Annotated in this window: 20 protein-coding genes; 14 read left to right on the top strand and 6 right to left on the bottom strand. The window is 56.4% G+C overall.

Going from position 1 to position 26,699, the window contains the following annotated elements; translation table 11 throughout:
- Window positions 1-21 precede the first annotated feature (21 nt).
- A complete protein-coding gene (locus tag FHS27_RS25475) occupies window positions 22-426 on the bottom strand; it encodes a hypothetical protein (RefSeq protein WP_315854697.1) in 405 nt (134 codons plus the stop codon).
- A gap of 95 nt (window positions 427-521) precedes the next feature.
- Here FHS27_RS25475 and modA point away from each other — a divergent pair, with 95 nt between their 5' ends.
- From modA to FHS27_RS25430, 9 genes are all read left to right on the top strand, one after another.
- On the top strand, window positions 522-1,406 hold the full coding sequence (gene modA / locus FHS27_RS25470) for a molybdate ABC transporter substrate-binding protein (protein WP_184308365.1): 885 nt from the start codon (window positions 522-524) through the stop codon (window positions 1,404-1,406).
- Window positions 1,407-1,529: 123 nt separating this feature from the next.
- Window positions 1,530-2,396, top strand: a complete 867-nt coding sequence (locus FHS27_RS25465) for an ABC transporter permease (protein ID WP_184308363.1) — start codon at window positions 1,530-1,532, stop codon at window positions 2,394-2,396.
- Between the two features lie 16 nt (window positions 2,397-2,412).
- Entirely contained in the window at window positions 2,413-3,060 is a 648-nt protein-coding gene (locus tag FHS27_RS25460) for an ABC transporter ATP-binding protein (protein ID WP_184308361.1), read from the top strand.
- 100 nt (window positions 3,061-3,160) lie between these two features.
- Window positions 3,161-4,153 carry an alpha/beta hydrolase family protein gene (locus tag FHS27_RS25455; protein ID WP_184308358.1) on the top strand — a complete coding sequence of 331 codons (993 nt, stop codon included), beginning with the start codon at window positions 3,161-3,163 and terminating at the stop codon, window positions 4,151-4,153.
- A 679-nt stretch (window positions 4,154-4,832) separates the two neighbouring features.
- Window positions 4,833-6,608: an AMP-binding protein gene (locus tag FHS27_RS25450; protein WP_184308356.1), complete on the top strand. Its 1,776-nt coding sequence runs from the start codon at window positions 4,833-4,835 to the stop codon at window positions 6,606-6,608.
- Window positions 6,605-7,909, top strand: coding sequence for a thiolase family protein (locus tag FHS27_RS25445; protein WP_246420913.1), 1,305 nt, complete (start codon window positions 6,605-6,607; stop codon window positions 7,907-7,909). The genes FHS27_RS25450 and FHS27_RS25445 overlap by 4 nt, the downstream gene beginning before the upstream one ends.
- Window positions 7,910-8,027: 118 nt before the next feature.
- Window positions 8,028-10,229, top strand: a complete 2,202-nt coding sequence (locus FHS27_RS25440; protein WP_184308354.1) for a 3-hydroxyacyl-CoA dehydrogenase NAD-binding domain-containing protein — start codon at window positions 8,028-8,030, stop codon at window positions 10,227-10,229.
- Between the two features lie 87 nt (window positions 10,230-10,316).
- Window positions 10,317-12,263, top strand: a complete 1,947-nt coding sequence (locus FHS27_RS25435; RefSeq protein ID WP_246420911.1) for an acyl-CoA dehydrogenase family protein — start codon at window positions 10,317-10,319, stop codon at window positions 12,261-12,263.
- 33 nt (window positions 12,264-12,296) lie between these two features.
- Window positions 12,297-13,313, top strand: coding sequence for a patatin-like phospholipase family protein (locus FHS27_RS25430; RefSeq protein ID WP_221225386.1), 1,017 nt, complete (start codon window positions 12,297-12,299; stop codon window positions 13,311-13,313).
- Here FHS27_RS25430 and FHS27_RS25425 read toward each other — a convergent pair.
- Window positions 13,288-14,832: a sulfatase family protein gene (locus FHS27_RS25425; protein WP_184308348.1), complete on the bottom strand. Its 1,545-nt coding sequence runs from the start codon at window positions 14,830-14,832 to the stop codon at window positions 13,288-13,290. The two genes, FHS27_RS25430 and FHS27_RS25425, sit on opposite strands and share 26 nt — an antisense overlap.
- Window positions 14,833-15,324: 492 nt before the next feature.
- Here FHS27_RS25425 and FHS27_RS25420 point away from each other — a divergent pair, with 492 nt between their 5' ends.
- On the top strand, window positions 15,325-16,035 hold the full coding sequence (locus FHS27_RS25420) for a ZIP family metal transporter (RefSeq protein ID WP_184308345.1): 711 nt from the start codon (window positions 15,325-15,327) through the stop codon (window positions 16,033-16,035).
- Window positions 16,036-16,055: 20 nt separating this feature from the next.
- Here FHS27_RS25420 and FHS27_RS25415 read toward each other — a convergent pair whose 3' ends face one another.
- The 3 genes from FHS27_RS25415 to FHS27_RS25405 all read right to left on the bottom strand — a co-directional run bounded on the left by FHS27_RS25415 (window position 16,056) and on the right by FHS27_RS25405 (window position 21,863).
- Window positions 16,056-17,306 (bottom strand): protein kinase domain-containing protein, encoded by a 1,251-nt coding sequence (locus FHS27_RS25415; protein ID WP_184308343.1) that lies wholly within the window; start codon window positions 17,304-17,306, stop codon window positions 16,056-16,058.
- Between the two features lie 3 nt (window positions 17,307-17,309).
- Window positions 17,310-20,666 carry a hybrid sensor histidine kinase/response regulator gene (locus FHS27_RS25410; RefSeq protein WP_184308341.1) on the bottom strand — a complete coding sequence of 1,119 codons (3,357 nt, stop codon included), beginning with the start codon at window positions 20,664-20,666 and terminating at the stop codon, window positions 17,310-17,312.
- 153 nt (window positions 20,667-20,819) lie between these two features.
- Window positions 20,820-21,863: an outer membrane protein assembly factor BamB family protein gene (locus tag FHS27_RS25405; RefSeq protein WP_184308339.1), complete on the bottom strand. Its 1,044-nt coding sequence runs from the start codon at window positions 21,861-21,863 to the stop codon at window positions 20,820-20,822.
- Window positions 21,864-21,932: 69 nt separating this feature from the next.
- Between FHS27_RS25405 and FHS27_RS25400 the strand changes: the two genes are divergently transcribed.
- Both FHS27_RS25400 and FHS27_RS25395 read left to right on the top strand, forming a co-directional pair.
- Window positions 21,933-22,646: a TIGR04283 family arsenosugar biosynthesis glycosyltransferase gene (locus FHS27_RS25400; protein WP_184308337.1), complete on the top strand. Its 714-nt coding sequence runs from the start codon at window positions 21,933-21,935 to the stop codon at window positions 22,644-22,646.
- Window positions 22,633-22,908 carry a hypothetical protein gene (locus FHS27_RS25395; RefSeq protein ID WP_184308335.1) on the top strand — a complete coding sequence of 92 codons (276 nt, stop codon included), beginning with the start codon at window positions 22,633-22,635 and terminating at the stop codon, window positions 22,906-22,908. The genes FHS27_RS25400 and FHS27_RS25395 overlap by 14 nt, the downstream gene beginning before the upstream one ends.
- 103 nt (window positions 22,909-23,011) lie before the next feature.
- On the opposite strand, the gene FHS27_RS25390 is transcribed toward FHS27_RS25395, so the two are convergent.
- Entirely contained in the window at window positions 23,012-24,325 is a 1,314-nt protein-coding gene (locus FHS27_RS25390; RefSeq protein WP_184308333.1) for a hypothetical protein, read from the bottom strand.
- A 196-nt stretch (window positions 24,326-24,521) separates the two neighbouring features.
- Here FHS27_RS25390 and FHS27_RS25385 point away from each other — a divergent pair, with 196 nt between their 5' ends.
- Both FHS27_RS25385 and FHS27_RS25380 read left to right on the top strand, forming a co-directional pair.
- Window positions 24,522-24,944: an Rrf2 family transcriptional regulator gene (locus FHS27_RS25385; RefSeq protein WP_184308331.1), complete on the top strand. Its 423-nt coding sequence runs from the start codon at window positions 24,522-24,524 to the stop codon at window positions 24,942-24,944.
- A 346-nt stretch (window positions 24,945-25,290) separates the two neighbouring features.
- Complete coding sequence (locus FHS27_RS25380) at window positions 25,291-26,643, top strand: Gfo/Idh/MocA family protein (RefSeq protein ID WP_184308427.1); 1,353 nt, start codon at window positions 25,291-25,293, stop codon at window positions 26,641-26,643.
- Window positions 26,644-26,699 lie beyond the last annotated feature (56 nt).

The following is a 26,699-nucleotide window of genomic DNA, read 5'->3' as shown; positions in this document are numbered from 1 at the left end:
CCGTGCCCTTTCGCCGCGCGGCTACTCTCCGTGAACGGCCTTCTCCGTCAGCGACCGAACGAACGTGCCGATCGTCGCGACCGTGTATGCGGGAGTCATCAACAGCAGACCGACAAACGGTGGCAACAGTGAAACCGCCACCACGGTCGCAATCTCACTCGGCTTCGGAGCCGTCCCCGATACGGCGAGAATTTGGAACGCGTTGATCACTCCATGCAGCGCCGCGTAGCAGCCGATCATCAGCGGTATCGGCACGACCAAAATCAACATCGCGGCAGCCATCGGGCCTCTCCCGCGAATGACCACCGCCAACGCCAACGCGATCGACAGCAACGCAGCGGCAGGCAATAGAACGAGGTAGGTGGTCCCGAGGGAATTCACCATCCACGTCAACAAGGAAACTTGAATCGGTTCGTCAGCAATCACCTTGGTCACCTTTGTTCGACTGGCACAGATTGGACTACATTACGGACGTCAAGCTTGGCCTACGAATGACAAACGATCCGGATCGATGAACGTCTATGAACCGCCCACTTCTTCTCTTGATCGCGTTAGTCGTCGCACTTCCCTTCTTGCTCGCCCTCCTCTCAGGCACCGATCACACGGCTAAGGGGCGCGCCGATTCCGAGGATGCGGACGAGACAGCAATCCGCCGAGCCCCCATCACGCTGTTCTGCGCCGCCAGCAATCAAGCGGTGATGCAAGCGATCGTCAACGATTACCGACGCGATTTCGAATGCGAAGTGTTCGTCAACTATGGGCCTTCCCAAGGCCTGTTGTCGCAAATCGAAGTCAGCCGCACAGGCGATCTTTTCCTGCCCGCCGATGCGAGCTACTTGCAATCGGCGCGCGACAAAGACCTCGTCTCTGAAACGCACCCGATCGCTCGGATGCGAGCCGTCATCGTCGTTCGACGCGGCAACCCGAAATCGATCCGGTCACTCGACGATTGCCTACGTGCGGACGTGCGGTTCGTGCAAGCCAACCCGGACGCGGCGGGAATCGGCCGACTAACCCGGTCGCTCTTCCAACGCCAAGGCAACTGGGCCGCAGTCGATCGCGCCACCACCGCGTATCGCGGGAACGTGACCGAGGTGGCCAACGACGTCGCGGTGGGATCGGCGGACGCGGGCATCGTTTACGATGCGGTGCTCCACGACTATCCTGACCTAGAACCGGTCGAGATCCCCGAACTGGAAAATGCCGTTTCCGATATTGAAATCGGGATCATCTCGACTTCCAAACGAAAACCGTCTGCCTCTCTGTTCGTAAAATACTTGACCGCGAACGCCCACGGAAAACGGCGGTACCGTGAACACGGATTCGACGTAACACCACCGCAAACCGCCGCACTGCAAACCAACACACCGCAAGCCGTCGCATCGCAAGCCACCGACGAACGTTGACGCAAAAAGGCGAACCCCGACGCACCGTCGCACTGACGGAGCGAGCGGCGGGCTCGGCCTAAATACCCCGTATCGCGTTCTGCCTCCTCACTGTTCTTCCTCATCGCCTGTCTCGAATCCAACGTGTCCTCTCGACCGCTCGTGCCCCGCCGCCGCAGCGATGCTCCGTTCTTTTTATTGATGGGGGGAATCTCGTCGTGTTTCCTGCTTTTGATCGTGCTGCTGATCGCTGCGGATCTCGCTTTCACGTCGCTCGCCGATTTCAAGAACGTGCTTGCCAAGCCTGAAATTCGGGCATCGATTCGTTTAACGCTACTCTCCTGCACCGTTTCGGCGATCCTCTCGGTCATCGTCGCCATCCCGCTCGGTTATCTCCTTTCGCGTTTCCGGTTTCCCGGTCGATTCTTGATCGACACTCTGGTGGATATTCCGATCGTATTGCCTCCGTTGGTGCTGGGGCTGAGTTTACTGATCTTGTTTCATTTACCCATCGGAAGCAGCGGATGGGAGTTGGAAACATGGCTGCGAGATGAAGTCGGATTCCCAGTCACCTACCGCTGGCCCGCGGTCGTGATCGCACAATTCGCGGTGGCCTGTGCCTTTGCAATTCGAACCATGGGTGTCACCTTTGATCAAATCAACCCACGTGCCGAAGACGTCGCCCGAACACTCGGCTGCACCCGACTGCAGGCGTTTGTGCAGATCGCGTTGCCCCAATCGGGACGAGGCATCATCGCCGCATTAACCATTGCATGGGCGAGAGCACTCGGCGAATTTGGCCCGATCCTAGTTTTTGCCGGCGCAACACGGATGCGCACGGAAGTCTTGTCGACTTCCGTGTTCCTCGAAATGAGTGTCGGCGATCTCAATGCTGCGGTCGCGGTATCGTTGCTGATGGTCACGATCGCGATCGTGGTTCTCGTCGCGCTGCGTGGACTCGGCGCCCGCCGGTGGCGATTGGGAACCCTGACCGGAGATCGAACACGATGATTCGGTGGGACAAAACATGATTCGGCTGGACAACATCTCCATCACCGTCGGCACCTTCCATTTGCCAAACGTTTCGCTCGAGATCGAGCGAGGCCGGTACGCAATTTTGATGGGCAAAACGGGCTGTGGGAAAACGTCTCTCTTGGAAACCATCTGCGGCTTGCGCAAACCGTCGTCTGGGTCCGTTTGGCTTCAGGACGTTGACGTGACCCGTTACGCTCCCGGTGATCGAGAAATCGGTTACGTCCCGCAAGACCTCGCGTTGTTCCCGACGTACAACGTCGCCGAGCATCTCGAGTTCGGATTAAAACTTCACAAGGCATCCCCGAGTCAGCTGAAACAGCGCCGCGACGAAACCGCCGAGATATTGGGCATCACACATCTACTCCGCCGCCCCATCGACGGCCTCAGCGGCGGCGAGGCACAGCGAGTCGCGTTGGGAAGGGCGATCGCGGTGGAACCTTCCGTCCTGTTGCTCGACGAACCCCTCAGCGCCCTCGACGAAGAAACACGCGACGAGATGCTCGAATTGTTACAATCACTCAAAGAAGCCACCAACGTGACCACCCTGCACGTCACTCACAATTTGGCCGAAGCCGAACGACTCGCCGACTGCCGCTACCGACTATCCGATAGTGTCCTCGAACACGTCGCGATCGACTGAGCGGCCCGAAGAGAACGATCGATGTCGAAACCTTTGGACGACTCTAGGGTTGAATCGGTGGACGCACCGTTTCCCGTTCCGTTTGTTCGTTAGGTTGACCATGTTTGATCGTCTGTTCTTTCTGATCACGTTTGCTTTGGTGAACGGCACTGGGGTTCCTAATCCCGTCGTCGCGACTCAGTACGATCCGATGGTACTTCCCAAAGGATTCACCGCACAAACGATGAAACTCGAGGTGACCGACCGAAAGCGTGATCGTGAGATTCCGATCAAGGTCTACCTGCCCGAATCAGAGTCGCCATCGACGGTCGTGATGTTCAGCCACGGGCTCGGCGGCGACCGCGAAGGCAGTGCCTACCTCGGCGAACATTGGGCAGCGCGAGGGTACGTCGCCGTTTTCCTGCAACACGCGGGCAGCGACTCGGGCGTTTGGAAAGACAAACCCATTGGCGACCGCATGAAGGGAATGCAGGAGGCCGCCACGGGAAGGAATCTGATCAACCGTGTGGGCGACGTTCCGGCCGTACTTAATCAACTCGAAGAGTGGAACCGCGAGACGAGCCATCCGCTCCACGGGCGAATCGACACCGAACGCGTTGGCATGTCGGGACACTCCTTCGGCGCCCTCACGACGCAGTCGGTTTCGGGACAATCCGCAGGTCGTTTCCGTTCACGAGGAACGGACACGCGTATCAAGGCCGCCGTCATGATGAGCCCCAGCGAGCCGCGTATGGGCAACGCAAAACAAGCATTTGCAAACGTCGAGATCCCTTGGATGTTGATGACCGGCACAAAAGACACCGCGATCATCGGCGGGCAAACGGTTCAGTCACGGCGAGCCGTCTTTCCCGCACTGCCCGAGGGTGACAAATACGAACTCGTGCTGCACGACGCCGAGCACTCTGCGTTTAGTGACCGAAGCCTTCCCGGCGATCAGGGTGCGCGCAACCCAAACCACCACGTCGCCATCCTCGCACTCAGCACAGCGTTCTGGGACGCTTACCTGCGTGACGATGCTGCAGCAAAAGCGTGGCTCCAGAGTGAATCGGTGCGAACGGTTCTTGAGCCCAAAGACGTGTGGCAGACGAAATAGCGGGTACGTGTTCATCGTCGATGTGTCGACGGTGCTACTGAAATCACCTTCACTTTATTCCCACGTCATCGGCAATTCCTGACGTGCTCTCCGCGCGCGATCGACTCACATCCAAACGTTGTTGATCGGGCGTGACCATTCACCCCGTCTTGCGCGGCCCTGCGAATCGCTGTTAGAACAACGCCCCTCCGAAAACGTGCCCTCGCATTATGTTTGGAACTCGATTCTCTCTCGCTTGCGAAACCGCAGTCTCTCGCACCGAGCCCCCCCGAGTGCAACGGCAATAAAACCTCCGCAAAGAGGTGATTCGCCCCTGTGAAGGTTTTCTAAGGCATTTCACTTTCCTTTAGGAGGTTCCTGGCCTATACTTAGGTGTTCGGCCAGTCGAACCACATAGGTTCATTTCATTGGTTCGCCCCGCTGATCCGTGTTTCGATTTCGCACTTTATTTTTCGCGACTTTTCTCACGCACTCATTCATTCTTCCGCCATTGAACTGGGCCGTTCTCGAACCTGCGGCCAATACCGTCGTAGGAGCGGACCAGGGCATCAACTCGATGTTCGTCGGTTGCCGCAAAACGTCACGGAAGACATATCAGCCTGGCTCTTCGATAAGGAGTCGAGTGATGGGTGGATTCCTTCCTGTACCAAACACGACACCAACCTCCAAACCGTTGACGATGTCCGAAACATCGCCAACAGGGATCGCATCTCCTGCGATCTCAACCCCCGGTGCAGTCTTGCATCCCACCGCCTCCGGTGCAGATGTTGCCAGTCCCGTTCACGTTGATCGTGTCTCGACCGCGACAGCCATCGAGCACTACGAAGGGGTTCCCGCATACGGGTTAATCCGTCACGCTGCCGATGTGATCCCACACCGGATGGCGGTGATCTACGGAGAAAAGAGTTGGACGTACGAGGAATTGAACTTCGATATCGTACGCTGCGCCGCGATGTTTCAAGCATACGGCGTCGCACCCGGTGACCGCGTCGGCATCTTGCTTCCCAACGTTCCTGAATTCATCATCGCGGTCAACGCGATATGGCGTGCAGGCGGAATCGCAGTCGCACTGAGCCCATTATCGGCTGCGAATGAAATCGACAAACTGGTTGACCAAACCGGTTGCAAAGTCATCGTCACACTCGACATGCTGGCACACTTGCTCGCGCCGAGTCACGCGAAACTCGAACATACGTTTTACGTTTCGATCCGCGAACACTTGCCCGCGTTCAAACAGCTCGGCTATCTGTGGATGCGTCAACAACGTGTCGGAACATGGTCGCTTCCTTCGGACAATTCGCATCACTGGTTGCAAGAAGAAATCTCGACCACGCTGCGTGAGTGGAAACCCGTTTCGATCAATCCGAAAACGGACGCCGCCTACATTTTGCCGACCGGTGGCACGACAGGAGAATCCAAACCGGTCACGTTGAGCCATGAAAACATGGTCGCCAACGCATGGCAACAATTGATGTGGACTCAACGCCGGTTTGCCGAGGACACGATGCTCGCCGTCTTGCCGTTTTTCCACAGCTACGGTGTGTCGGCAATGGTAATGGGCGGGGCCGCGATGGGCGCCACGTTGGTGCTGCATCATCGATTCAACGTTCGCCAAGTGATCGCGTTGATGGTGGAACATCGTCCCACCGTGTTGCATGCCGTGCCCGCCATGTTGGTGGCCATGAACGAGCGTCTCGATAACTACCCGGCCGATCTGAGTTCGCTGAAGTGGGTAATTTCCGGTGGTGCTCCACTCGAGGCTGAGATCGCCGAAAAATTCTCTCACCACAGCAACGCCCTGGTGGTTGAAGGTTTTGGATTATCCGAAGCCTCACCGGTCACCCACGTCGGCAACCTCTTCGATGAACCCTGCTACGGAACCATCGGTCTCCCACTGCCTGAAACGCAGTGCCGAATCGTCGATAACAAAGGCGGCATGGAAGACTTGGGCTGCGGCGTGGTCGGCGAAATGATCGTACGTGGCCCGCAGGTGATGCTGGGATACTGGAACGATCCCGAAGGTACACACGAGGCGATCCGCGATGGATGGTTGATGACCGGTGATTTAGCCACTCGAGACGAGTCCGGCCGCTACACCATCGTCGGACGTAAAAAAGATCTCATCATCACATCGGGATTCAATGTCTACCCCGTGGAAGTGGAGACCGTGCTGCAATCCGCCCCGGGTGTGGCCGAAGTTGCAGTGGTCGGACAACCCGATCCACAACGTGGCGAGATCGTCAAAGCGTTCCTCGTGATGCAGCCTGGTGCGACGTGGGACGAAGACGCCTTACGGGCGTATTGTCGTGAACATCTTTCCAAGCACAAACAGCCGCAGATTTATGAGCGGTGTGTTGACGAGCTGCCCAAGAATTTCTTGGGCAAGATTATCCGCCGCAAACTGCGTGAGTCGGAACCAACGCCAACGCGTGACCTGCCAGGAGAAACCGCATGACCATGAAAAGTGACACACAACCGTTTACGCCTGTCGCCATCGTTGACGGCGTCCGGACACCGTTTGCAAAAGCGTTCGGCAAACTCGCGGACGTTTCCGCGGTCGAACTTGGAAAGATCGCGGTCCAGCAGTCCTTGCGCCGATGCGGTCTGTCCCCCGAAGTGGTCGACCAAGTCATCTTTGGCAACGTCGCTGGCCCCGCAGACGCGGCGAACATCGCCCGCGTGATCGCGTTAAAGGCAGGCGTGCCCGAATCGCAGATCGCGCATACCGTCAACCGGAATTGTGCGTCGGGAATGGAATCGCTGCTCGCCGCTTGCACTGCGATCGCGCATGGCGACGCAACCGCGATCATTGCCGGCGGAACCGAATCGATGTCTCAAATCCCACTCCTGGTCCGCCCCGATGCCGCCAAATTGTGGGCGAGACTAGCCCGGGCAAAAACCATCACAGGCCGGCTTTCGGTGTTGAAAGATTTCCGCCCAAGGCACTTCAAACCGGTTGCCGGAATCGAATTGGGTCTTACCGATCCGGTGTCCGGAATGAACATGGGCGAAACCGCGGAACTGCTCGCTCGTGAGTATCACATCTCACGCCGCGAACAAGACGAATACGCCGTGCAGAGTCACGCGAAAGCGAGCAAGACTCAAGAACGCTGTTTCTTCTCCGGCGAAATCGCTCCAGTAACGCTCAAGAACGGTGAGGTGTTCGATAAAGACGATGGTATCCGTCACGGCCAATCGCTGGAACAACTCACTCGCCTGCGTCCGATCTTCGCCAAAGACGGCACCGTCACGGCGGGCAACAGTTGCCAGGTAACCGATGGCGCCGCCGCGATGGTGTTGTCATCGGCGAAAGGACTTGAGCGGTTTTCACGTGCGCCGCTGGGACACATCACCGGGTTTTCGATCGCGGGATGTGACCCGCGACGCATGGGACTCGGCCCCGTCTACGCGGTCGCCAAACTGATGAAACAAACCGGCTTCACGTTTGATGATTTTGATTTGATCGAAATCAACGAAGCCTTCGCGGCTCAAGTCATCGCATGCGAGCGCGCGATGGCGTCCAAAGAGTTCGCCGAAAAAGAATTAGGCCAACCCGACTCAGTTGGCGTGCTGCCGATGGACCGCGTGAATATTCACGGCGGCGCAATCGCGTTGGGTCATCCGGTCGGAACCACGGGGACCCGCATCGTCCTAACGCTCCTACGGGCGTTGCGTGAATCCGGCAAACACCGCGGTCTGGCAACGCTCTGTGTCGGAGGCGGGCAGGGCGTTGCCATCGTGGTGGAAACGCACTGAATCACAACTCGTTAATTGCCATCAACCAACGTTAAATCGGCCAACGTTATATCGGCCAGGAATCAGGAGCCAACGACTCGGCAGACAACAACCACTCATAGGTCTTAGGGAGAATACGATGAACGAAAAAAAATACAGCTCTTTCGACGTCACAATGAATTCGGCGGGTGTCTTAACGGTCACTCTCGATGTCCCTCAACGTCCCATGAATGTGTTCACGGTCGAAGTCATTGATGAACTCGACCACATCATTACTGACATTGAATCCCGCCGCGACGTCAAACTAGTCGTGTTCTGCAGCGACAAAGAGAGCGGTTTTCTCGCGGGTGCCGACGTTCGTGCGATTGCAAATATTGCGGGTCCGTCTCAAGCCGGACGCCTGATCGACGCCGGTCAACAATTGTTCCATCGCATCGACCACCTCCGCGTGCCGACTCTCGCGGTGATCCACGGCCCGTGCTTGGGCGGCGGTCTCGAATGGTCCCTCGCGTGTGACTACCGCATCGCTCGTGACAATAGCAGCACCAAGATCGGCTTACCGGAAATCAAACTCGGTTTGATCCCCGGCTGGGGAGGCACTCAGCGATTACCACGTCAAATCGGACTGACCCAAAGCCTCAAAATGATTCTGCAAGGCAAGCCCGTTTCGGCGCACACCGCAGCGAAGATCGGATTGATCGATCGAGCAATCTCGCCGGACGATTGGGAAGACGGAGTTCGACATTTCATCAGCGAAGTGCTGCATTCCCGCTATCGACGTGACACACCGATGCGTCAATCCATCAACCGATGGCTACAACTGAGCCGGATCGGCAGCTCGCTGATTATTCGTGCCACCCGGCGAAAGGTCAAACACCACGAGCACCAATACCCCGCGCTCAGTGCAGCGGTTCGCGCCGTCGAATCCGGTCTGCAAAAACAAGGTGCAGGCTACGTCACCGAACGTAGCGAGTTCGTCAAATTGTTGGCCACGGCAACTTGTCGAAATCTACTGAATCTCTTCTTCGCCCGCGAATCGGCTCGCGACATCAAGACGTGGGCGACGCGAGACCGGGCGGACGTTCACTCCCATGAGATCCGCCGCATCGGCGTGATCGGTGCCGGTGCCATGGGTGCGGGGATCGGTCAGTTCGCCGCCACGCACGGCTACGAAGTCTCCATGCGCGAAGTCGATGACTCGGCGGCCCAATACGGCCGGGAACGCGTCGAAAAACTGATGAAGAAGTACGCCGAACGCAATCGCCTTTCGCTATCCGCACGCAGTGAATTGAACCAACGGATCGCCGTCGCCTCGAACGATGACGCGATCGTGTTGTCAGACCTCGTCATCGAAGCGGCCGTGGAAAGACTCGAGATCAAACAAGAGATTTTCCAGCATCTTGATGCGCTCGTCGCCCCCGATTGCATCCTCGCGACAAACACGTCGTCCCTTTCGGTCGAAAAGATCGCCGAGAAAACCAAACGTCCCGAACGGGTCGCTGGGCTGCACTTCTTCAATCCGGTGCACCGCATGGAATTGGTCGAAGTCGTACGTGGCAGCCGAACCAATAACGACACGATTACCCGATTGGTGGCTTTCGTTCGCTCGCTCGGCAAGACCCCCATCGTGACCAAAGATTCACCCGGCTTCCTCGTCAACCGTGTGCTGTTCCCTTATCTCGGCGAAGCGGTCTTGATGTACAACGAGGGCTACGCTCCCGCAGACATCGACCGCGAGCTACGGCACTTTGGAATGCCAATGGGACCGTTGCAACTGATCGACCAAGTCGGCGTGGACATCGCGATGCACGTTGCCGGTTCGCTCGGCGACGTACTCGTTGGGCTCGATCCGGTCGTCGATGTCCTCAGCGGGATGGTCGAAGAAGGCGAACTCGGCAAGAAAGCCGGATGCGGCTTCTATCGGTACCGCGACGGCAAAGCGATGCCGCGTTCGGATCAGACTACCGTGCCGATGACCGTGCTCGATGTAAACGATCGATTCATGGCCGACGGGCTTAACATGATTCAGCGACGACTCGTTTATCCCATGCTCGCCGAGTCGGTTCGTTGTAAAGAGCAAGAAGTCGTCCGCGATGATTGGATGATTGATCTCGCAATGGTACTCGCCACCGGGTTCGCACCACATCGCGGCGGTCCGCTACGCGTTATCGATTCGATCGGCGCACGCGTGGTTTATGAAAACATGCTGCAACTGCAAATGATTCACGGCGTCCGGATGAGCCCTCCCGAAACATTGGCTTCCATGGCGGACAAAGGATCGCGGTTCTTCGTTCGCGAAGGATCAATCGATTCGAGCGAAAAGGAAATGCCGAGCAACTAGCCAAGGACAGCGAATCCCCGATCGACAAATCCTATTTGCCGATCGACGCCTTTGATGACGTGCAATCTCTCAATATTGGAGTTTCCGATGAGTACCGACTTTCACAACACCACCGACCTCGACAACGCCCGCGAACCAACAACGCAACCGGTTAAAAAGGATTCGTTTGCCGAGGTGGCACTGCGTCTGGGCGGTGCGTCTGCGGACGAAGCCAAACGCACGGGCGTTTTGGATACCGCCGACGATGAAGTCGAAGCCCTCTTCGCACCGCGGTACCAAACCGTCAACAGCCCCGTGCATCGTGCCGTTTGGGCAAAGAGCAACGCAACGGAAGATTTCTCGTCCTTACCACTGCAACCTTCGCCCTCGGTCGCTCTCGTGGTCGAGCAGTCACTCACTATCGTTCGCAAACACCGCAACGAAAACACATTGTTCGGTGAAGACGGAAAGATCACGACAAAGGTGATCGCGGAACTCGGTTCGGTCGGCTACTGGGGATTGCTGGTCGATCGCGAGTACGGCGGCAGTGGCGCGAGCATGCGTGAATTCACCGACATGATCACACGCATGGCAACGATCGATCCCACCGTCGCCGGGCTCGCATCGGTACACGGTTGCATCGGCGCCGTCGACCCTGTTCGTTCCTTTGGCAATAAAGAACAGAAACAGCGGTTCCTTCCGACACTCGCCGACGGACGCACCCTGTCCGCGTTCGCATTAACCGAACCGGGTGCGGGCAGCGACTTAACAGCCTTGAAAACAACGGCGGTTCTCGAAGGCGATGAATACATCGTCAACGGCGAAAAGCTTTTCATCACCAACGCGGTACCCGGACGCACTATCGGCCTCGTGTGCATGATCGAGAACGTACCGAGTGTGTTGATCGTCGATCTCCCTGCCACCACCGACGAAACGTTTTCGCTGAACCGCTATGACATCTACGCTCTGCGGCGTGCTCACAACAACGGATTGGTATTTAGGAACTTTTGCGTTCCCAAAGAGAATCGTCTCATGCCGATCCAAGGCGACGGACTGACGATCGCTTATCACGGGCTGAACCTCGGACGTGTTTCGCTCTGTGCCAATGCGGCTGGCGCGATGCGTTGGATGATGAGCGAAATGTTGCCATGGGCGGCTTATCGAGAAACCTACGGACTCGCGATCGAGCGTCGTGAACTGATCCGTCGCCGTATCGGACGGATGGCCGGAATGATTGTCGCATGCGATGCGCTGTCGGCATGGTGCGCGGGTCTACTCGATCAGGGATACCGCGGCGAAATGGAATGCATCATCGCAAAAATCTTCGGTAGCGAGATGCAAAAAGAAGCCGCGATCGAATTGTTCATGAAAACCCACGGCGGCCGATCGTTCTTAAAAGGACATCTGTTCGGTGACAACGTTCATGACTTCCTCGCACCTTGTATCTACGAAGGCGAGGGCGAGGTGTTAGGAATGGCGTTCTTCAAATCGATGGTCAAACATCACGGCAAGGAGTATTTCGAACCGATCGGTCATGCCCTGCACGCACTCGGTGTTTCCAAACCGAATCCGCTCAACCCGAAACATGCGTGGGCTCTCCGCCGACCACTGTTTCGATACGCCGGATGGTTCGCACGACAAACACTACGACCGGCCAACTGGCGCGATTCGGGAGTGAACGACTCCGATTTGCAACGGCATGTCCGATTCGCCCGCAAGTATCTCTCCGACAGTGGAATGAAAGTAAGTTCGACGATGCGAACGTACCAACTGAAACTCGCTGATCGACAATGTCGCATGTCGGCACTCTCGCTCGACATTCAATCCGCCGTCGTGATGTTGGTGACCAGCCTCTATGCCGGGCGCAGCAACGACGCGATCACACGAACCGCCGGAGATGTGATCTGTCGTGAATTGCGGTTGCGAATGGAGGGCGGTAAACCGAGCGATCGGGACTTCCGGAACGTCACCGGACTGGGCGCACGGATTGCAGCGGAGGGTTGGTCAGCACTCGACGGAGTGCAGTCCGGAAAAATCATGATGCCCTACAAATAGGAAACCTTCGATTTCACGAGGAAAGTGCCAACGATGAACATCCCCAACCTGATCCCGTTTCGGACGAAAACGCCCCCAACGCCAAACCGAACACGCCGTGCCGTCGTCGCGCTCGGTGGTGGGGGCGCGCGTGGTCTGGCGCATCTCGGCGTCATCGAAGTGCTGAAGCAAACTCGCGTTCAGGTCCAACGCTATGTGGGCGTCAGTATCGGAGCACTTATCGGCGCCATGTGCGCGATCGACGATGACATCCTTCACGTCCAAGGCAGGGTGATGGGTTTCCTTGACTCGCCCGGTTTTGATCATCATCAACAGCAGTTGTTCGGATCCGCAAACGTCCCCAACGAAACCGCCAGCACGGGAATCATGGCGTGGTACGACCGAGCCAAGTATCTCTACTCGGCTCATCGTCGTTTGACACGCGCCGTGACTCAACAATCGTTGTTGCACGATGCGATATTGACCGCGTCGATCAACGAGTTGATTCCCGACGTCGAGTTTTCGGATCTGCCGATGCCGTTAAGCATCGTCACCGCTGACCTGCGAAGCGGTCACCGCGTGGTGTTGGAATCCGGTTCGGTGCGTCGAGCCATCCACGCTTCCATGGCACTGCCAGGCATTTTCCCTCCGGTCGAACATAACGGGATGCTGTTATGCGATATCGGTGTTGTCGATTCCATCCCGACCGCCGTCGCGAGTGCTTATGCGAACGACCTAACGATCCTGGTCGACATCGGCCAACGAAACGCTCGCATGGAAAAGTTTGACACCGCGATGGATGTGATGATGCGAATGCAAGACATCGGCGAACAGATCCTCCGGCGCGAGAAAACAGAACTCGCCGACGTCCACATTCGTCCCGAACTGACGGGCATTTCGTGGTTCGATTTCCAGAACCCCGAAGAGGTGATGGATCGAGGCCGTACCGCCGCCTCAGAAGAGTTTTTGCGACACTCGTTCTTCCACACCGGTTCCTCCGAGGCAGCCGAATCCGCCACCGGAGATCACCCCAAACCCAATCCCGCTATCGAGAACGTCCGTTTTCGATAAGCGACGTCAATTCCGTTTTTAGCTTCTCCGCGACCTGCGGATACTCATCGATCACATTGTTTTTCTCTGCCGGATCGGCTTCGAGGTCAAACAACATGTACTTAGGGACGGGTGTGTTTGCCAGCGACGTCTCAACGACCACGTTGCGTGCTTTTTTCCGATCGTAGCGATGTAGCTTCCATTTACCGGATCGGTATCCGAACGTTCCGTTTCCACCATTGTCCTGTTGGACCAGCGAATCACGTCCCTTGGCGTAGGGGCCGCCCAGGAACGCATCGGATAAATCCATGCTGTCGAGCGATGCACCTTCGGGAAGGGAAGTCCCCGCCAAGGCGGCAAAACTCGCCGCGAAATCAATTGTGCAGACAATCGCATCACTCACGCCGGGTTGGATTTTTCCTTTCCAACGCGTGATGAAGGGCGTGCGTGTGCCGCCTTCGTAGACGCTGTACTTTCCACCGGTAAACGGCCCGCCCGCGCGGTGCGAACCAATCTTCTCGATCGCTTCGTCTTTGTACCCGTCGTCGAGAACAGGACCGTTGTCCGAACAAAGAACCACGAGCGTTTTTTCCGAAAGGTTGAGTCGCTCGAGCGTCTTCATTAACTCGCCTACACACCAATCAAACTCGAGGATCGCATCACCGCGCAATCCGAGTTGTGATATTCCTTGGAACCGTTCGTGTGGCATTCGCGGTACGTGGATATCGTGCGAAGAGAAAAACAGAAAGAACGGTTCGCTGCGATGCTCTTCGAGGAACTCGTTTGATTTCTCGATCCACTTGTCGGCGAGGTCTTCATCGCGGAAGCGGGCCGCTTTTCCGCCGGTGTAGAAACCGATGCGGCTGATCCCGTTGTGAATGGTGTTGTTATGACCGTGCGACCAATCCAACTTTAATGAATTGCGATTGGTAATGCCGTTGGGATGCTCGGGGCTGGGACTCTTTCTCCCCACCCACAAAGGATCGGACGGATCGAGATTCAGCACGCGGTGGTCTTGCACGTAGACCTGTGGCACCCGATCGTTCGTCGTCGGCAGCAAGAAACACGAATCGAATCCAATCTCCAATGGCCCCGGTTTGAGATCGCCATTCCAATCCGGTCCGTCACCGCCACCGAGTCCCAAGTGCCACTTTCCGACTACGCCGGTCGCATAGCCACCGTTCTTCAAAATCGAGGCTACCGTTTCGGTCCCCGGCTTGATGATCGCGGGTGCATTGGGTGGCGCGATGCCGGTCCCTGGTCTTCGAAACGCGTACGTTCCCGTCAACATGGAGTACCGTGTCGGCGTGCATGTCGATGCCGAACAGTAGCCGTTTTCGAATCGAATCCCTTCGGACGCCAAGCGATCAATGTTCGGCGTCGAAATCGACGTCGCCCCATAGCACGAAAGATCGCCGTACCCCAGATCGTCAGCCATGATCACAACAACATTGGGCTGATCGCCTGACGCCGCATCCGACGTCACCGAATACAAACACTGCAAAAGGCAAGCAGCCGACAAGAAAAAGGCGAGTTTCATGTGATGTTCTTCAAAGAAGGGTGGGGACTGATCGTGATGGGTGGCGTCTCGCGGTGCGAGCACGGCATGCGTCGGCAACCGCCGATTCGCAACCAATTGCCAAAACACTAACCTGTTAGGCGAATGCCGTCGTGGATGCGATCCGGCGGATCCTCCGCACGCGAGAACCGGGGATCGATCGATTCGCACGACAACACTCACACATCGGTCACGACGACAAACAGACGGCACAACGCCCGGGCAACGCCAGACATTTGCGACGTGTTGTGCAGCACACAAGTTAGTTCCCTAAGGCATCAGGAACAACCAACAGTTCATGCACAATGGAGAAAGCAAGTACCACGACCGGAGACTTATCTCGCGTGCCAGGCAATCAAAAAACCCGCCACAGCAGGCAGGTGGCTTGGATTTCCTATCGAGAGACTCCGAACAGGCGTTTCGCCGCGCAACACCATTCATTCCCTCCAAATCAAACGCCATACTGAATTCGCTATGAGTCCCATCGTCGAGCTTCTCGTGCTGACCGCACTTGCGGGAGCCGCCATCCCGATTGGCGGCCTCGTCGCCTCTATAGAACACATTCGCCCTCATTGGCTCGAGCGAGAGTTTCGCCATACCGTGATCGCCTTCGGGGGCGGGGCACTCATTTCGGCCGTCGCGTTGGTTCTAATTCCCGAGGGCATCAAGACGATTTCGACATGGGAATCGGTGCTCGCGTTCGCGGCCGGAGGGCTCTTTTTCTGGGGCCTGCAGGTGCTGCTCGATCGTTCGGAATCCTCCGCGTCACAGCTTGTCGCAATGTTGTCAGATTTCATCCCCGAGGTGATCGCACTGGGTGCAACGATCGCAACGGGAAAGAGCGGCGTGATGTTGCTGGCATTGATCATCGCGTTGCAGAACCTTCCCGAGGGATTCAATTCCTATCGAGAGTTCATCAGTGGCGGGATGCGAAAATCCAAAATCCTGTGGGCGTTCTTCGCTGCGTCACTGCTCGGCCCGATCTTGGGCGCGTTCGGTTTTTGGATGCTGTCGGATCACCCGCGCGTGATGGGATGGATGCAGGTGTTCGCGGCCGCCGGGATTCTCTATCTGGTCTTTGAGGACATCGCTCCGCAGGTGCCATTGAAACGCAGCAGCTTCCCATCCCTCGGAGCCGTCCTCGGATTCTTACTCGGCTTGCTGGGCAAACTTCTCGAGGGCTGAGCCATTCGAAAAACGATGGTTTACAATCCGCTTCGGGAAGCGGCGCGGTCGTGCAGAAAACCTCGCAGGGCGGTCGCAAACTCACCCGCGGTTTGGTACCGCTCATCCGGTTCGGTGGCAAGGCACTTCGCCAAAATGTCATCGAGTTGCGGGTTGAACTTTTCGTTGATGCTGGAGGCCCGTTTCGCTTCCGTGGTCGCGATCGTTTGGATCGTTTCTTCGCGGCCCATCGAACCGGCTCCGTGCGGATGCTCTCGCAACAAGAACAAGTACAACATTGTCGCGACGGCGTAGAGATCGCTGCGATGATCGACACGATCGGCATCGCCTCTGGCTTGTTCTGGTGACATGAACAATGGCGTTCCGAGCACGGATCCTTCACTGGTCTCGTTCGATGACGGTCCCCCGTACGCTCGAAACATCGACTTACTCAACCCGAAGTCGACGAGTTTCGGTTGCCCATCACGCCCGACCATCACATTAGACGGTTTGACGTCGCGGTGAATGATGTTCTGCGAATGAGCATGCTGCAGCGCATCGCAAATCTGAGCCATCATCTCGATAATTTTTGTCGCCTTCGGCTTCTGTGACGCCACGTAATGTCCGAGCGACTCGCCGTCGACTAGTTCCATCGCGTAATAAGCAAAGTCCCGCTCAAGGTGGCTCGCATAGATCGCTGCGATCCCCGGATGATTCATCTTACGCATCACTTGGACTTCGCGAGCGAACCGTTCGAACACGAGGTCCGTGGCAAGGTCCGCACGAATGATCTTGATCGCCGCGAGTCGTCCGGTCGCAACATGCGTCGCTCTCCAAACCGTCGCGAAGGCACCTTTACCGATCAAGTGATGAATATCAAATCCATCCACCTGCGGCTTCGTCCACTGCGCCGGTGGAACGGCCTCGACGATACGTCGCGCCGACGCCAACCGGCTCTTCAACAACGCGGCAACGATCGGTTTGGTCAGATAGTCGTCGGCCCCGGCATCGAGCCCTTCGATCATATCTTCTTCGCGATCACGACTCGTCAATAGAATGATGTACGTGAACGGAGCCTCGGGATTCTGCTTGATTCGGCGGCAAACTTCGACGCCCTCGATCTCTGGCATTTGCCAATCAAGAAGAGCCAAACGGGGCGGATCATCCGACTCTAAGGCATCGAGTGCTTCACGGCCATTTTCCGCAAACACGACGCGGTATCCCCATGGCGCAATCGCCGCTTGCATCAGCTTTCGCCATACCGGATTGTCGTCGGCGATCAGCAGTTTCATGAGTTAGAGTTGCCGGGACTGAGCAATTTGTTTCAACCGATTTGCAACTGATTCTCCTCCAGATCGAAGCTCATTCCTAGTCGTGTACCACTTTTCACTCGGCACAACTTTTTGAAAGGTTTCGGGATTTTGCCCGCTCGGTGTCGCCCTGCCGTTGGCCAGATCGACACGGTCTCGCGCCTCTTCTTCCAACTCGCCGGCAATTCTCTGTAAGACCACCGCACCGAGGGCGGATGCGGTTCCCTTGAGTTGATGAGCACTCGCCGCAACCTCGGCATCACTACCGCGATCGATCGCACCGGAAAGATCCTCGATTTGCCGTGGCCACTGCTCGGCAAACGTCTCGCTCATGATTGCAAGGAATTCCCAATCGTCGCCGACGTTCTGTAGTAATACTGACTCATCGATCGATTCCAAAGCATCGAGAGTTGGTTCGGCGTCTGCAGACAGTTCGCTCGATTGCTCCGATCCGTTCGCAGTCGGCTTGCTCCCGGTATCCCCATTGCCCAATTCACCATCGCCTACATCCAGAGTCGCATCGAGCATGATCGCAGGATTCGCTTTCATCTTTGGCCTCCCGTTGGTCAAATCATCTTCATCATCGTGTTCGCCCGCCAGTGCCTCGTCCGTCTTATCACTCGCTTCGTCCGAGGCATCGCCAGCTTCCACTGCGGCAAATAGACGCTCCGGTGTATAGGGTTTGGAAACGTAGTCATTCATTCCCGCATCGAGACAACGAACTTGATCACCGCTCATCGCGTGGGCGGTCATTGCAATAATATGAATACTCCGGACCGGTTCGGGCAATGTCGTGCGGATCAACGTAGTCGTTTCGAACCCGTCCATCTCTGGCATTTGAACGTCCATCAACACGACATCATATCTCTCATTCCGAAGCCGTTCGATGGCTTGGAATCCACTCGCGACGCCGACGACATCGTGACCGCGGGCACGCAGCATATTTTCAGCGACCACTCGGTTGATTCCACCATCCTCAACGAGCAAGATTGCTCGAGAGACAGCGCATCGACCAAACGTGCTTTCCGAATCGGCGTTTTCCCCGCTCTGCATATTGGATGCATTCGATTCGGCTTGCATCGATTCATCTTGCCCGCCATCTGCGTGACCGTGCCCGGCTTGAGCCTGGCCAGATTTCTCCGGATGCATGCGAACCGCTTCGGCGACCAACGTCATCAAATCAGTAGGCGATATCGGTTTGGTCAAACAACGAAGGATATTTAATTCCTCTACCCAATAGTGTTCGATTTCGGCCCCCATCGATGACAACCAAGCAATCGGGGTATCGCAGACCTCGTCGTCGTCACGTACCAGACGAGCCACGTCGCGGCCATCGAGTTTCGGCATCATGTAGTCGAGTAGCACCAACTGATAACCACGCCCCGCATCCTGCGCCGATCGCAATGTATCGACCACATCCGCACCGTCTTCCAAACAATCGACATGGCACCCAGCATCGTCCAACAACTCTTTCAAAATGATTCGGTTGATCCGATGATCATCGACCACCAACAATCGGGTACCGCGGATTTCTTTCGCGTGGAGGTTGGCCGCCGCGAATTTCGCCTCGGCCTTGGATTGCACCCGCAACGGAACGTCGAACTCGAATCGACTGCCAACGCCCTTCGTACTCTCGACGCCCAATCGCCCGCCCATCCGCTCAACCAATCGTGCACTGATCGCCAGTCCTAATCCGGTGCCTCCGTATTGCCTCGTGGTCGATGCATCCGCCTGAGTGAAGGCTTCAAAGATTCTTTCCTTCTGCGTCTTCGTCATTCCGATCCCGGTATCACGCACCGATATCATCATCCGAACTCTCGACGGCGAATCGATAAAATTGACATTCGTATCGAGCATCGTATCGTCGCGATCCGCACTCGCCTCGACAATGACTTCACCATGCGTTGTAAACTTCAATGCGTTGCCAACTAGGTTCACTAAGACCTGACGCAAACGTGTCGGGTCGCCAATCAAATAGTTAGGTGTTCCCGGCGCTATCCGAACCGCCAATTCGACTTCACCTGCCGAGGAAGGCGCGACGGCACCTTCGGCCAATGAATTGACGAACTGCCGCCCTCCCGCAACGGCTTGGACGGTCTGATTGATCAACTCATGCAGAACAAACGGAACCTCCTCGAGCTCGATCCGTCCCGCTTCGATTCGCGAAAAGTCCAGCACATCATTGAGGACGTTCAACAATCCGTTCGCGGACGTCTTGATCATCGTCATGAATCGGTGCTGTTCCCGCCGCAGCGGACTCCGCAGCAACAGTTCGGTCATGCCCAGGATGCCATTCATCGGTGTGCGGATCTCATGACTCATGTTTGCCAAAAATTGACTTTTGGCCTGCGTCGCTCGTCGAGCCTCGGCAGCCGCCTGCGTCGCCCGGTCCCGCTGCTTGCGAAGCTGTCGACGACCGATCGCCTGATGCGCTAGACTCCCTTTGAGAATGCCGATGATTGCGATTGCCGACAAATACAGCGACACCACCGTGGCGAGGATTGCGATCAAGCTCAAACGCGTCCAAACAACCGATCGAGCATACCGGGTCGCAGAAAAATCAACGCCAACGAGTGCTTCGACGTTTCCCTCTTCATCCCACATCGGTGCGTGGGCTGAAACCCAATATCCCCAACGATCGTGATGCGGAATTCTCGCAAAGACGATCTCACCTTCAAACGCGAGACGCAATTCTTCGAAATTCACATCGGAATAAAACTCACCAATCTTCGTTCGGGACTCCAACTTCCCGGTAAACTTCCCATCGTGATCGTAATCCGTCTCCGAATCGACAATTAACTGATACAGGTCTTGCCCATCAACCAACTCGACGTCTTCTGTTTGGCTGAATGACGCCCGCGATTCGGGCGTTGCCATTCGAAAGGTGTAGATATCTGCCACCTGACGATTGACGGACAACCATCGCTTCTGAGCCTCGATCATTCGCAGATATTGAGGATCATCAGCCGGTGTTTCCGGCGTGATCGCAGCATGACCGAGCTCCTGCAATTCAATCGCGTACGTCGGCGCGATTCCGATCAGTTGTTCGCGAAGTATCTGCCGCTGCAGACGATCAACCCATTCCACCAACACGTAACCGACCGCCAGGGTGGCGACGAGCACAAAGAAGGACAATCGCAAACGGAACGGAGGCAACCGATTCTCGATCGCCGACACCGGGTCTTCACTATCGTTCTCCTCCTGCGGCAACGGCGATTCATCGACCAGTCGTTGCGGAGTAACCTTGGCGACATGCCGAAGCACGAAGGCATAGGCGAGCAAAATAATGACGCAGAAAAGGACGTAGTCGATGCGGTATTCGTACCACGTCTGCCAAAACATCGTTCACCTGTTGCTATTCGGTTGCACCCATGAGCGTGATTCACACTGGCAAACAGGACACACGCACGCCCAATCATTTGCAAACCACCTCGACAACTATCCTATTCGTTTCCGCGGATGTCTGCATAGCGTCCACCAACGCCATCACGTACGTCAGCGGTCGATGACCGTCGAGTTCGAAACGTTATTGCCAAAATCGTCGAAACGGTCGAGCGTCCAGATCACTGCGTTAGTTTCCGGATCAACCTCTATCAGAATCGGCTGGCCAGGACCGGCGTGGCAATTTCCAATCATCCAATGACCGTTGCCGAGAACTTCCACTGTGGTCACCCACGCCAAACGGATCCCTGGCAGATCATGCTGATGAATCTGACGGACGATTTGTTTTTGCGGAGTCACCTCGAGAACGCAGTGCCCATTGCCACCGCCGATCAACGTGTTCCCATTAGCGAGTCGCGTCGCCGAAAACAGCCGATTGCCAAAACCTTCTGGCCCGTGCCCTCGCCGCGACACCTTTTCGAACATCGGGACCTCGTATTCCCACACCACATCGCCCCGTGAATCATATTCACGAGCTTTACCATCGGCTTCGTGCGTAACGAGGTAGTGACCGTTCTCGAGTTTCCGAACCAAACGAGTGTCCGTGTGAGGGTTGGGGTGATCGACGACGAGTTTCACTTCATGGAGCAACTTTCCGTCACGATCAACCTCGATGATTCTCGCCGGTCCCGACTCCGCAATCATCGTCGCTCCATCTGCGAGCCTTTCGAATGCGTGCACTTCCACTCGTTTTCCCGCGTTCCCGTTCGCCGACGCGCTGTCGTATTCCCAAACGACTGCGTTCGTCGCCGGGTCGATTTCGACGACCTTCGCGGAACCTTGGCGGGTCAACAGATGTCCGTTATCGAGCACATGAATGTCGTGAATACCGCCCCATGGCATCTGCCATGAAACCGAACCATCGCGTTCCACGATAACGAGCCCCGTTTTCCCGTGCAGCAATACCCGATGCGAGACTTCACTGTCATCGCTGGCGTTCGCGCCCACCGGATCGATCGTCGCGAACAAAACCGCGAATACAAAAACGAACGCGTACACGAAGGACCTGCACCAGGTTCGCTCATCATGCACCTGATCGACACTTCGAAAACACGACTCCACGGGATCGCAAAAGGGCGTTTCGAACCGGGTACCCATTTGAGAATCAAACCCTAGACTGTTTGGCATCGGTATCGGGCATTTCAGGGAGGTAGGAAGTTTCGGACAGTGAATCGCGAGCAAGATCAATCATCGAGCAGATCGGTTTCCGTCGTCATCCCGACGTGGAATGAATCAAACGCGATCACGAAATGCCTCACGTCGACAGCAGCACTCCACCCGCTCGAAATCATCGTCAGCGATGGAGGCAGCTCAGACAACACCGTGCAACAAGTACGTCAATTCGCGGACCGTCAACGCGAACGTGTGATTGTACTCGACAGCCCGACCGGACGTGGTCAACAACTCGCGCATGGTGCGGCCACCGCGAACGGAGACTTCCTGCTCTTTTTGCATGCCGATTGCCTTTTACACGAGCACGCGATCGACCAGATGCGAGCGGCGAACTGGCCCTGCTGGGGTGGTTTCCATCAACGAATCAATGACCGGCGATGGCGATTCAGAATGCTCGAAGCGGGCAATGCTTTGAGAGCCAAAACGCTGGGCCGAGTGTTTGGCGATCAAGCGATCTTTGTCCGACGTGATTGGTACGAAGATGTCGGCGGCTTCGCCAATGTCCCACTGATGGAAGACGTGATGTTGTCGGCGCAACTGCGTCAGAGAAGTCGTCCTCGTTTGTTGCCAGGCCCGGTCGTGGTTGACCCGAGACGATGGCTTCGACGGGGCGTGATCGCTCAAACCTGCCTGAACTGGCAAATCCAAGTCGCGTTCGCGCGAGGTGTTTCTCCCGAAAAATTACGAAAACGATATGACCAAAACTAAATCGCGTCGCGGCGACATCGAGTCAAAGCCGCTGATTGTTGTCAAAGGCGGACTATTTTTTCTGCTCGGCTGCATGTCCGCTGGCCTGCTGCTCAGTTCGATTCTCTCCTTCCGCAACGCCTTTCTCCTCGGATTGACGATCTGGAGTTTTTGCCGTGCGTACTATTTCGCGTTTTACGTAATCGAACACTACATCGACGGATCATTCCACTACAGCGGTTTGATCGACTTCGCCAAACACTGGATCTCGCGGCTGAAGTAATGAGACTTTGAGAACGCGACGCCGCTGCGATGGCATCTCTCCGGCGCAGCGTACGGCAACGCTCGTCGGATCATGTCGAAGAAAATCAATGACCGCGAAAACGCTACCTTTTTGCGAGCGTCATTTCTCGCAGCTCAGGCATCGTTTCTCGAAGTATCGCCAAAATGTCGGCCCGCATGGCTTTCGTCAAATGAGCGTACTCATCGGATTCGTTTTTGTTTTCGAGAATTTCGACTAACCCTGCCAAGACCTTTGATCGAACCTCATCGGGCAAACCGCCGAACGCGTCGGAATAGATCAAATAGCTGCATGGGTATTTGAACAACCGAGTCTTGAGATCGAAATTCCGCAGGGATCGTCCCTTACCGTCGCGCGCTCCACGGGCTTCGAAATCAGCCGCAAACGATGTCGATCCGCTCACCTCGTCGGTTAGTTGAAACTCATCACACATCAAGAGATGCCTCAACACGTTCTGCGTCGACGCCGCGATCCGGCGCTGAGCACTTTCACTGACGAAATCCTCTGGTCGTTCGAGCAACGCGTTCATTTGGTAAGTCTGATGCAACGCTTGACGCGTCTCATAGTTGGCCGACGCGATCGCGTTGTGCATTTGTGTCTGATGTTCCAACACCATCAACGCAACAATGTCGCTGTGTGGTGACAGGTAGGCATCGGTCTGAAATCGATCACTCAAGTCCATTTCGTTGGCACCGGATTCGCGATCAAACGTCATTTCATCGTCGACGCAGATGGTGTTCCCCATGTGCCGCATGGTGCCGTGCTTTCCTGTGACATACCAACCACCCCAACGATCATGAAATTGACTGGTCTGATCCGTCGTGAATGTGCCGCTGCCGAGTTTCGGTCGCCCCGCCGCATCCGCAAAGACGCTTCGCACAAGATATCCCGGAACGTTCTGCGTTCGGTTCGACGCGTGACACGACAAACATCCGCCACGGTCACGGACAAACTTGGGTTGCTTTTTGTCTGTTTGCTCGAGCGTGTAAAACGTCGCACCCTGTTTCGCATCCGTTGATGCAAATTCGAGCACGTCGCCACGCTGGCAATAACCGACATAGACATCATCGCTAAAGTACAGCGCACGTGGACGCCGGGGTGATATCCGTGTCAGTTGCAAACTCGTTTTCGAAAACACGAGTGCCTGGGAACTGACCGGGATGTCCAATTCATCTAACACCGATCGGAGGAATCCGAAATCGGAATCGTATTGCAATTCAGTATCACCCGACTTGACGCGATCAGCGAGCCGCGCAACCGGATCGTGGACCTCAGCATTGAGGTAATCAATCGGGGGTCGTTCGTACCCACTTTGCTGCGCGGTCGCCATACCGCTGATCCGCAATACCAGGAAAACGCCCAAACAGAATGGGATGATCGGGTATTGAATTCGGTTCATCGGCGAGATTCCAGTGGATTTGGCGGGCTGGATGGGCAGTTAGCATAGACGGGAAGCCGAATTTTCTTTCAAATTGAGCGTCTCGGAACCCTTCATAACTACACAACATGGTATAGAATGGCTATCTACATGTCAATGTGCAGGTTTGAGCAATTGAGCACGTCAGGGTCATTCGTCCGTCTTATCGTCAATCAGCATGCTATCTAAAACAGCCGAGTACGCTCTGAGGGCCATCGCTTGCATGGGCAGTCAAGTTGGTAGTCCCATTTCAGCGGACCAACTCGCGGTACAGACCAAGGTACCGCGGCGTTACCTGACGCGCGTGCTGCAGGACTTAGCGGCGGCGGGGCTTGTCACGTCACGACCGGGCCCTGGAGGCGGCTATGAGCTGTGCCAAAGCATCGACAAACTCACGATTTTGGACGTGGTCAATACGGTTGCCCCGATCGAGCGAATTCGGAACTGCCCCTTGGGACTGAAATCCCATACATCACTCTGTCCGCTGCACGCGGAACTGGACAAAGCCTACGCGGCAACCGAGGCCGCTTTCGCGGGCGTCACGATCCGCGAACTGGTGGAATCGGCCAGCCCGATCCATCCATTGTGCGAAAGCATGTAACGCGTTGCGATTTTGCGTCGCAGGAAACCAACCGCGATCACCGTTACGGTAAAATGCGCCCGGGCTGGCGCTTTGATTTTAACCATCTCCAAAGCTTCCTGCCCCAACTCGACGTGTTCTCTTAAACAAGAATTCGCCTGAGGAGACCGACAGGGTGTGACGCGTGATTGCCACAACAATCGCGGCCGCTCTCGCCAACGGTGCTTTTGGCGTACGAACATTCCGAGACGAGATGGTCTGCGAAACACTGTTCCACGAGGAGCCTTTCCGCGTAAAACCTTTTCGCGACCAACCCGCCGCATATTTCCCCACCCACCGTAACTTCATCGTGATTGGTCCCATCGCCATGGACAGACGCTCCTTCCTGACTCGCTCCACGCTCGCCGCCTCGACCGCCGCCCTGATCGCAAATCAAGCGTATGCGGCACCAAATACCACACCCCGCCGGGTCGGTTTGATCGGCTGCGGCTGGTACGGCAAATGCGATTTGTTGCAACTGCTCAACGTTGAACCCGTGGAGGTCGTATCGCTGTGCGACGTCGATTCGAAATTGCTCGAGGAGTGTGCGGACCTCATGCAATCGCGTCAGAAATCAGGGAATCGGCCGCGGACGTACGCCCACTTTGCCGACATGTTGGCCGAGAAGGATCTCGACATCGTTCTGGTGGCGACGCCTGACCATTGGCACGCTCTGGCGATGATCGCCGCCGTGAACGCGGGCGCGGACGTCTACGTTCAGAAACCCACGGGCGTGGATACGCTCGAGAGCAAAGCGATGCTCGACGCCGCACGCGCGACCGGACGCGTCGTCCAGGTGGGAACGCAACGGCGTAGCACACCGCATTTGATCGAAGCAAAGAAACGCGTCGTCGACGAAGGCTTGCTCGGCAACGTCGCTTTCGCGGAAGTGTGCTGCTACTACCACATGCGCACGAACAAAAATCCTCCGATCATCGCACCGCCGGAGCACCTCGATTTTGAAACGTGGACCGGTCCGGCCCCGATGCGAGGTTACAACGAAGTCATCCATCCGCGTTCTTGGAGAGCGTTCATGGAATACGGCAACGGAATTGTCGGCGACATGTGCGTCCACATGCTCGACCTCGTTCGCTGGCAACTCGGCCTCGGATGGCCGCGTCGGATCAGCAGCGTCGGTGGCATCCAGGTTCAAACCGAATCAATCGCAAACATCTCCGACACTCAAACCGCAACATTTGATTTCGATGAACTCGATGTGGTCTGGACGCACCGCAGTTGGGGCAGTGCCCCTGACCCGCAGTACCCTTGGGCGGCGATCATTTACGGCGACCGCGGAACACTGAAACTCAGCGTCCAGCGGTATGATTTCGAACCCCGCGGTGGTGGCAAAAAACTCAGTGGCGAGCCGCTCATCGAACTCGATCGATACCCGAGCGACGAATCCGACGTCAAAAATTGGAAGATGGAACTGCACGTCGCCTCCGCGATTCGCGGTCACATGCGAGATTTTCTCGACGCGATCGACAAACGCAGCAAACCGGTGGCCGATATCGAACAGGGGCATATCAGCAGTGCCTCGTGCTTCATGGCCAACAACGCCATGCAACTGGGCCGGACGCTTGAATTTGACCCTTCAACCCACACGATTCCCGGGGATTCCGAGGCAACCGCCGCACTCAAACGCACCTACCGGGCACCCTATCAGCACCCGGCCGGTTGATCTTGCCTTCAACGATCATGTTCACCTAAAGTCGATTTTGCCACTCAGCGATCCAG

It is taken from the genome of Aporhodopirellula rubra (genome assembly GCF_014192335.1).
GTDB classification, from domain to species: domain Bacteria; phylum Planctomycetota; class Planctomycetia; order Pirellulales; family Pirellulaceae; genus Rhodopirellula; species Rhodopirellula rubra.
Note: the sequence above shows the minus strand (reverse complement) of the source record. Positions and strands in the feature narration are given on the sequence as shown.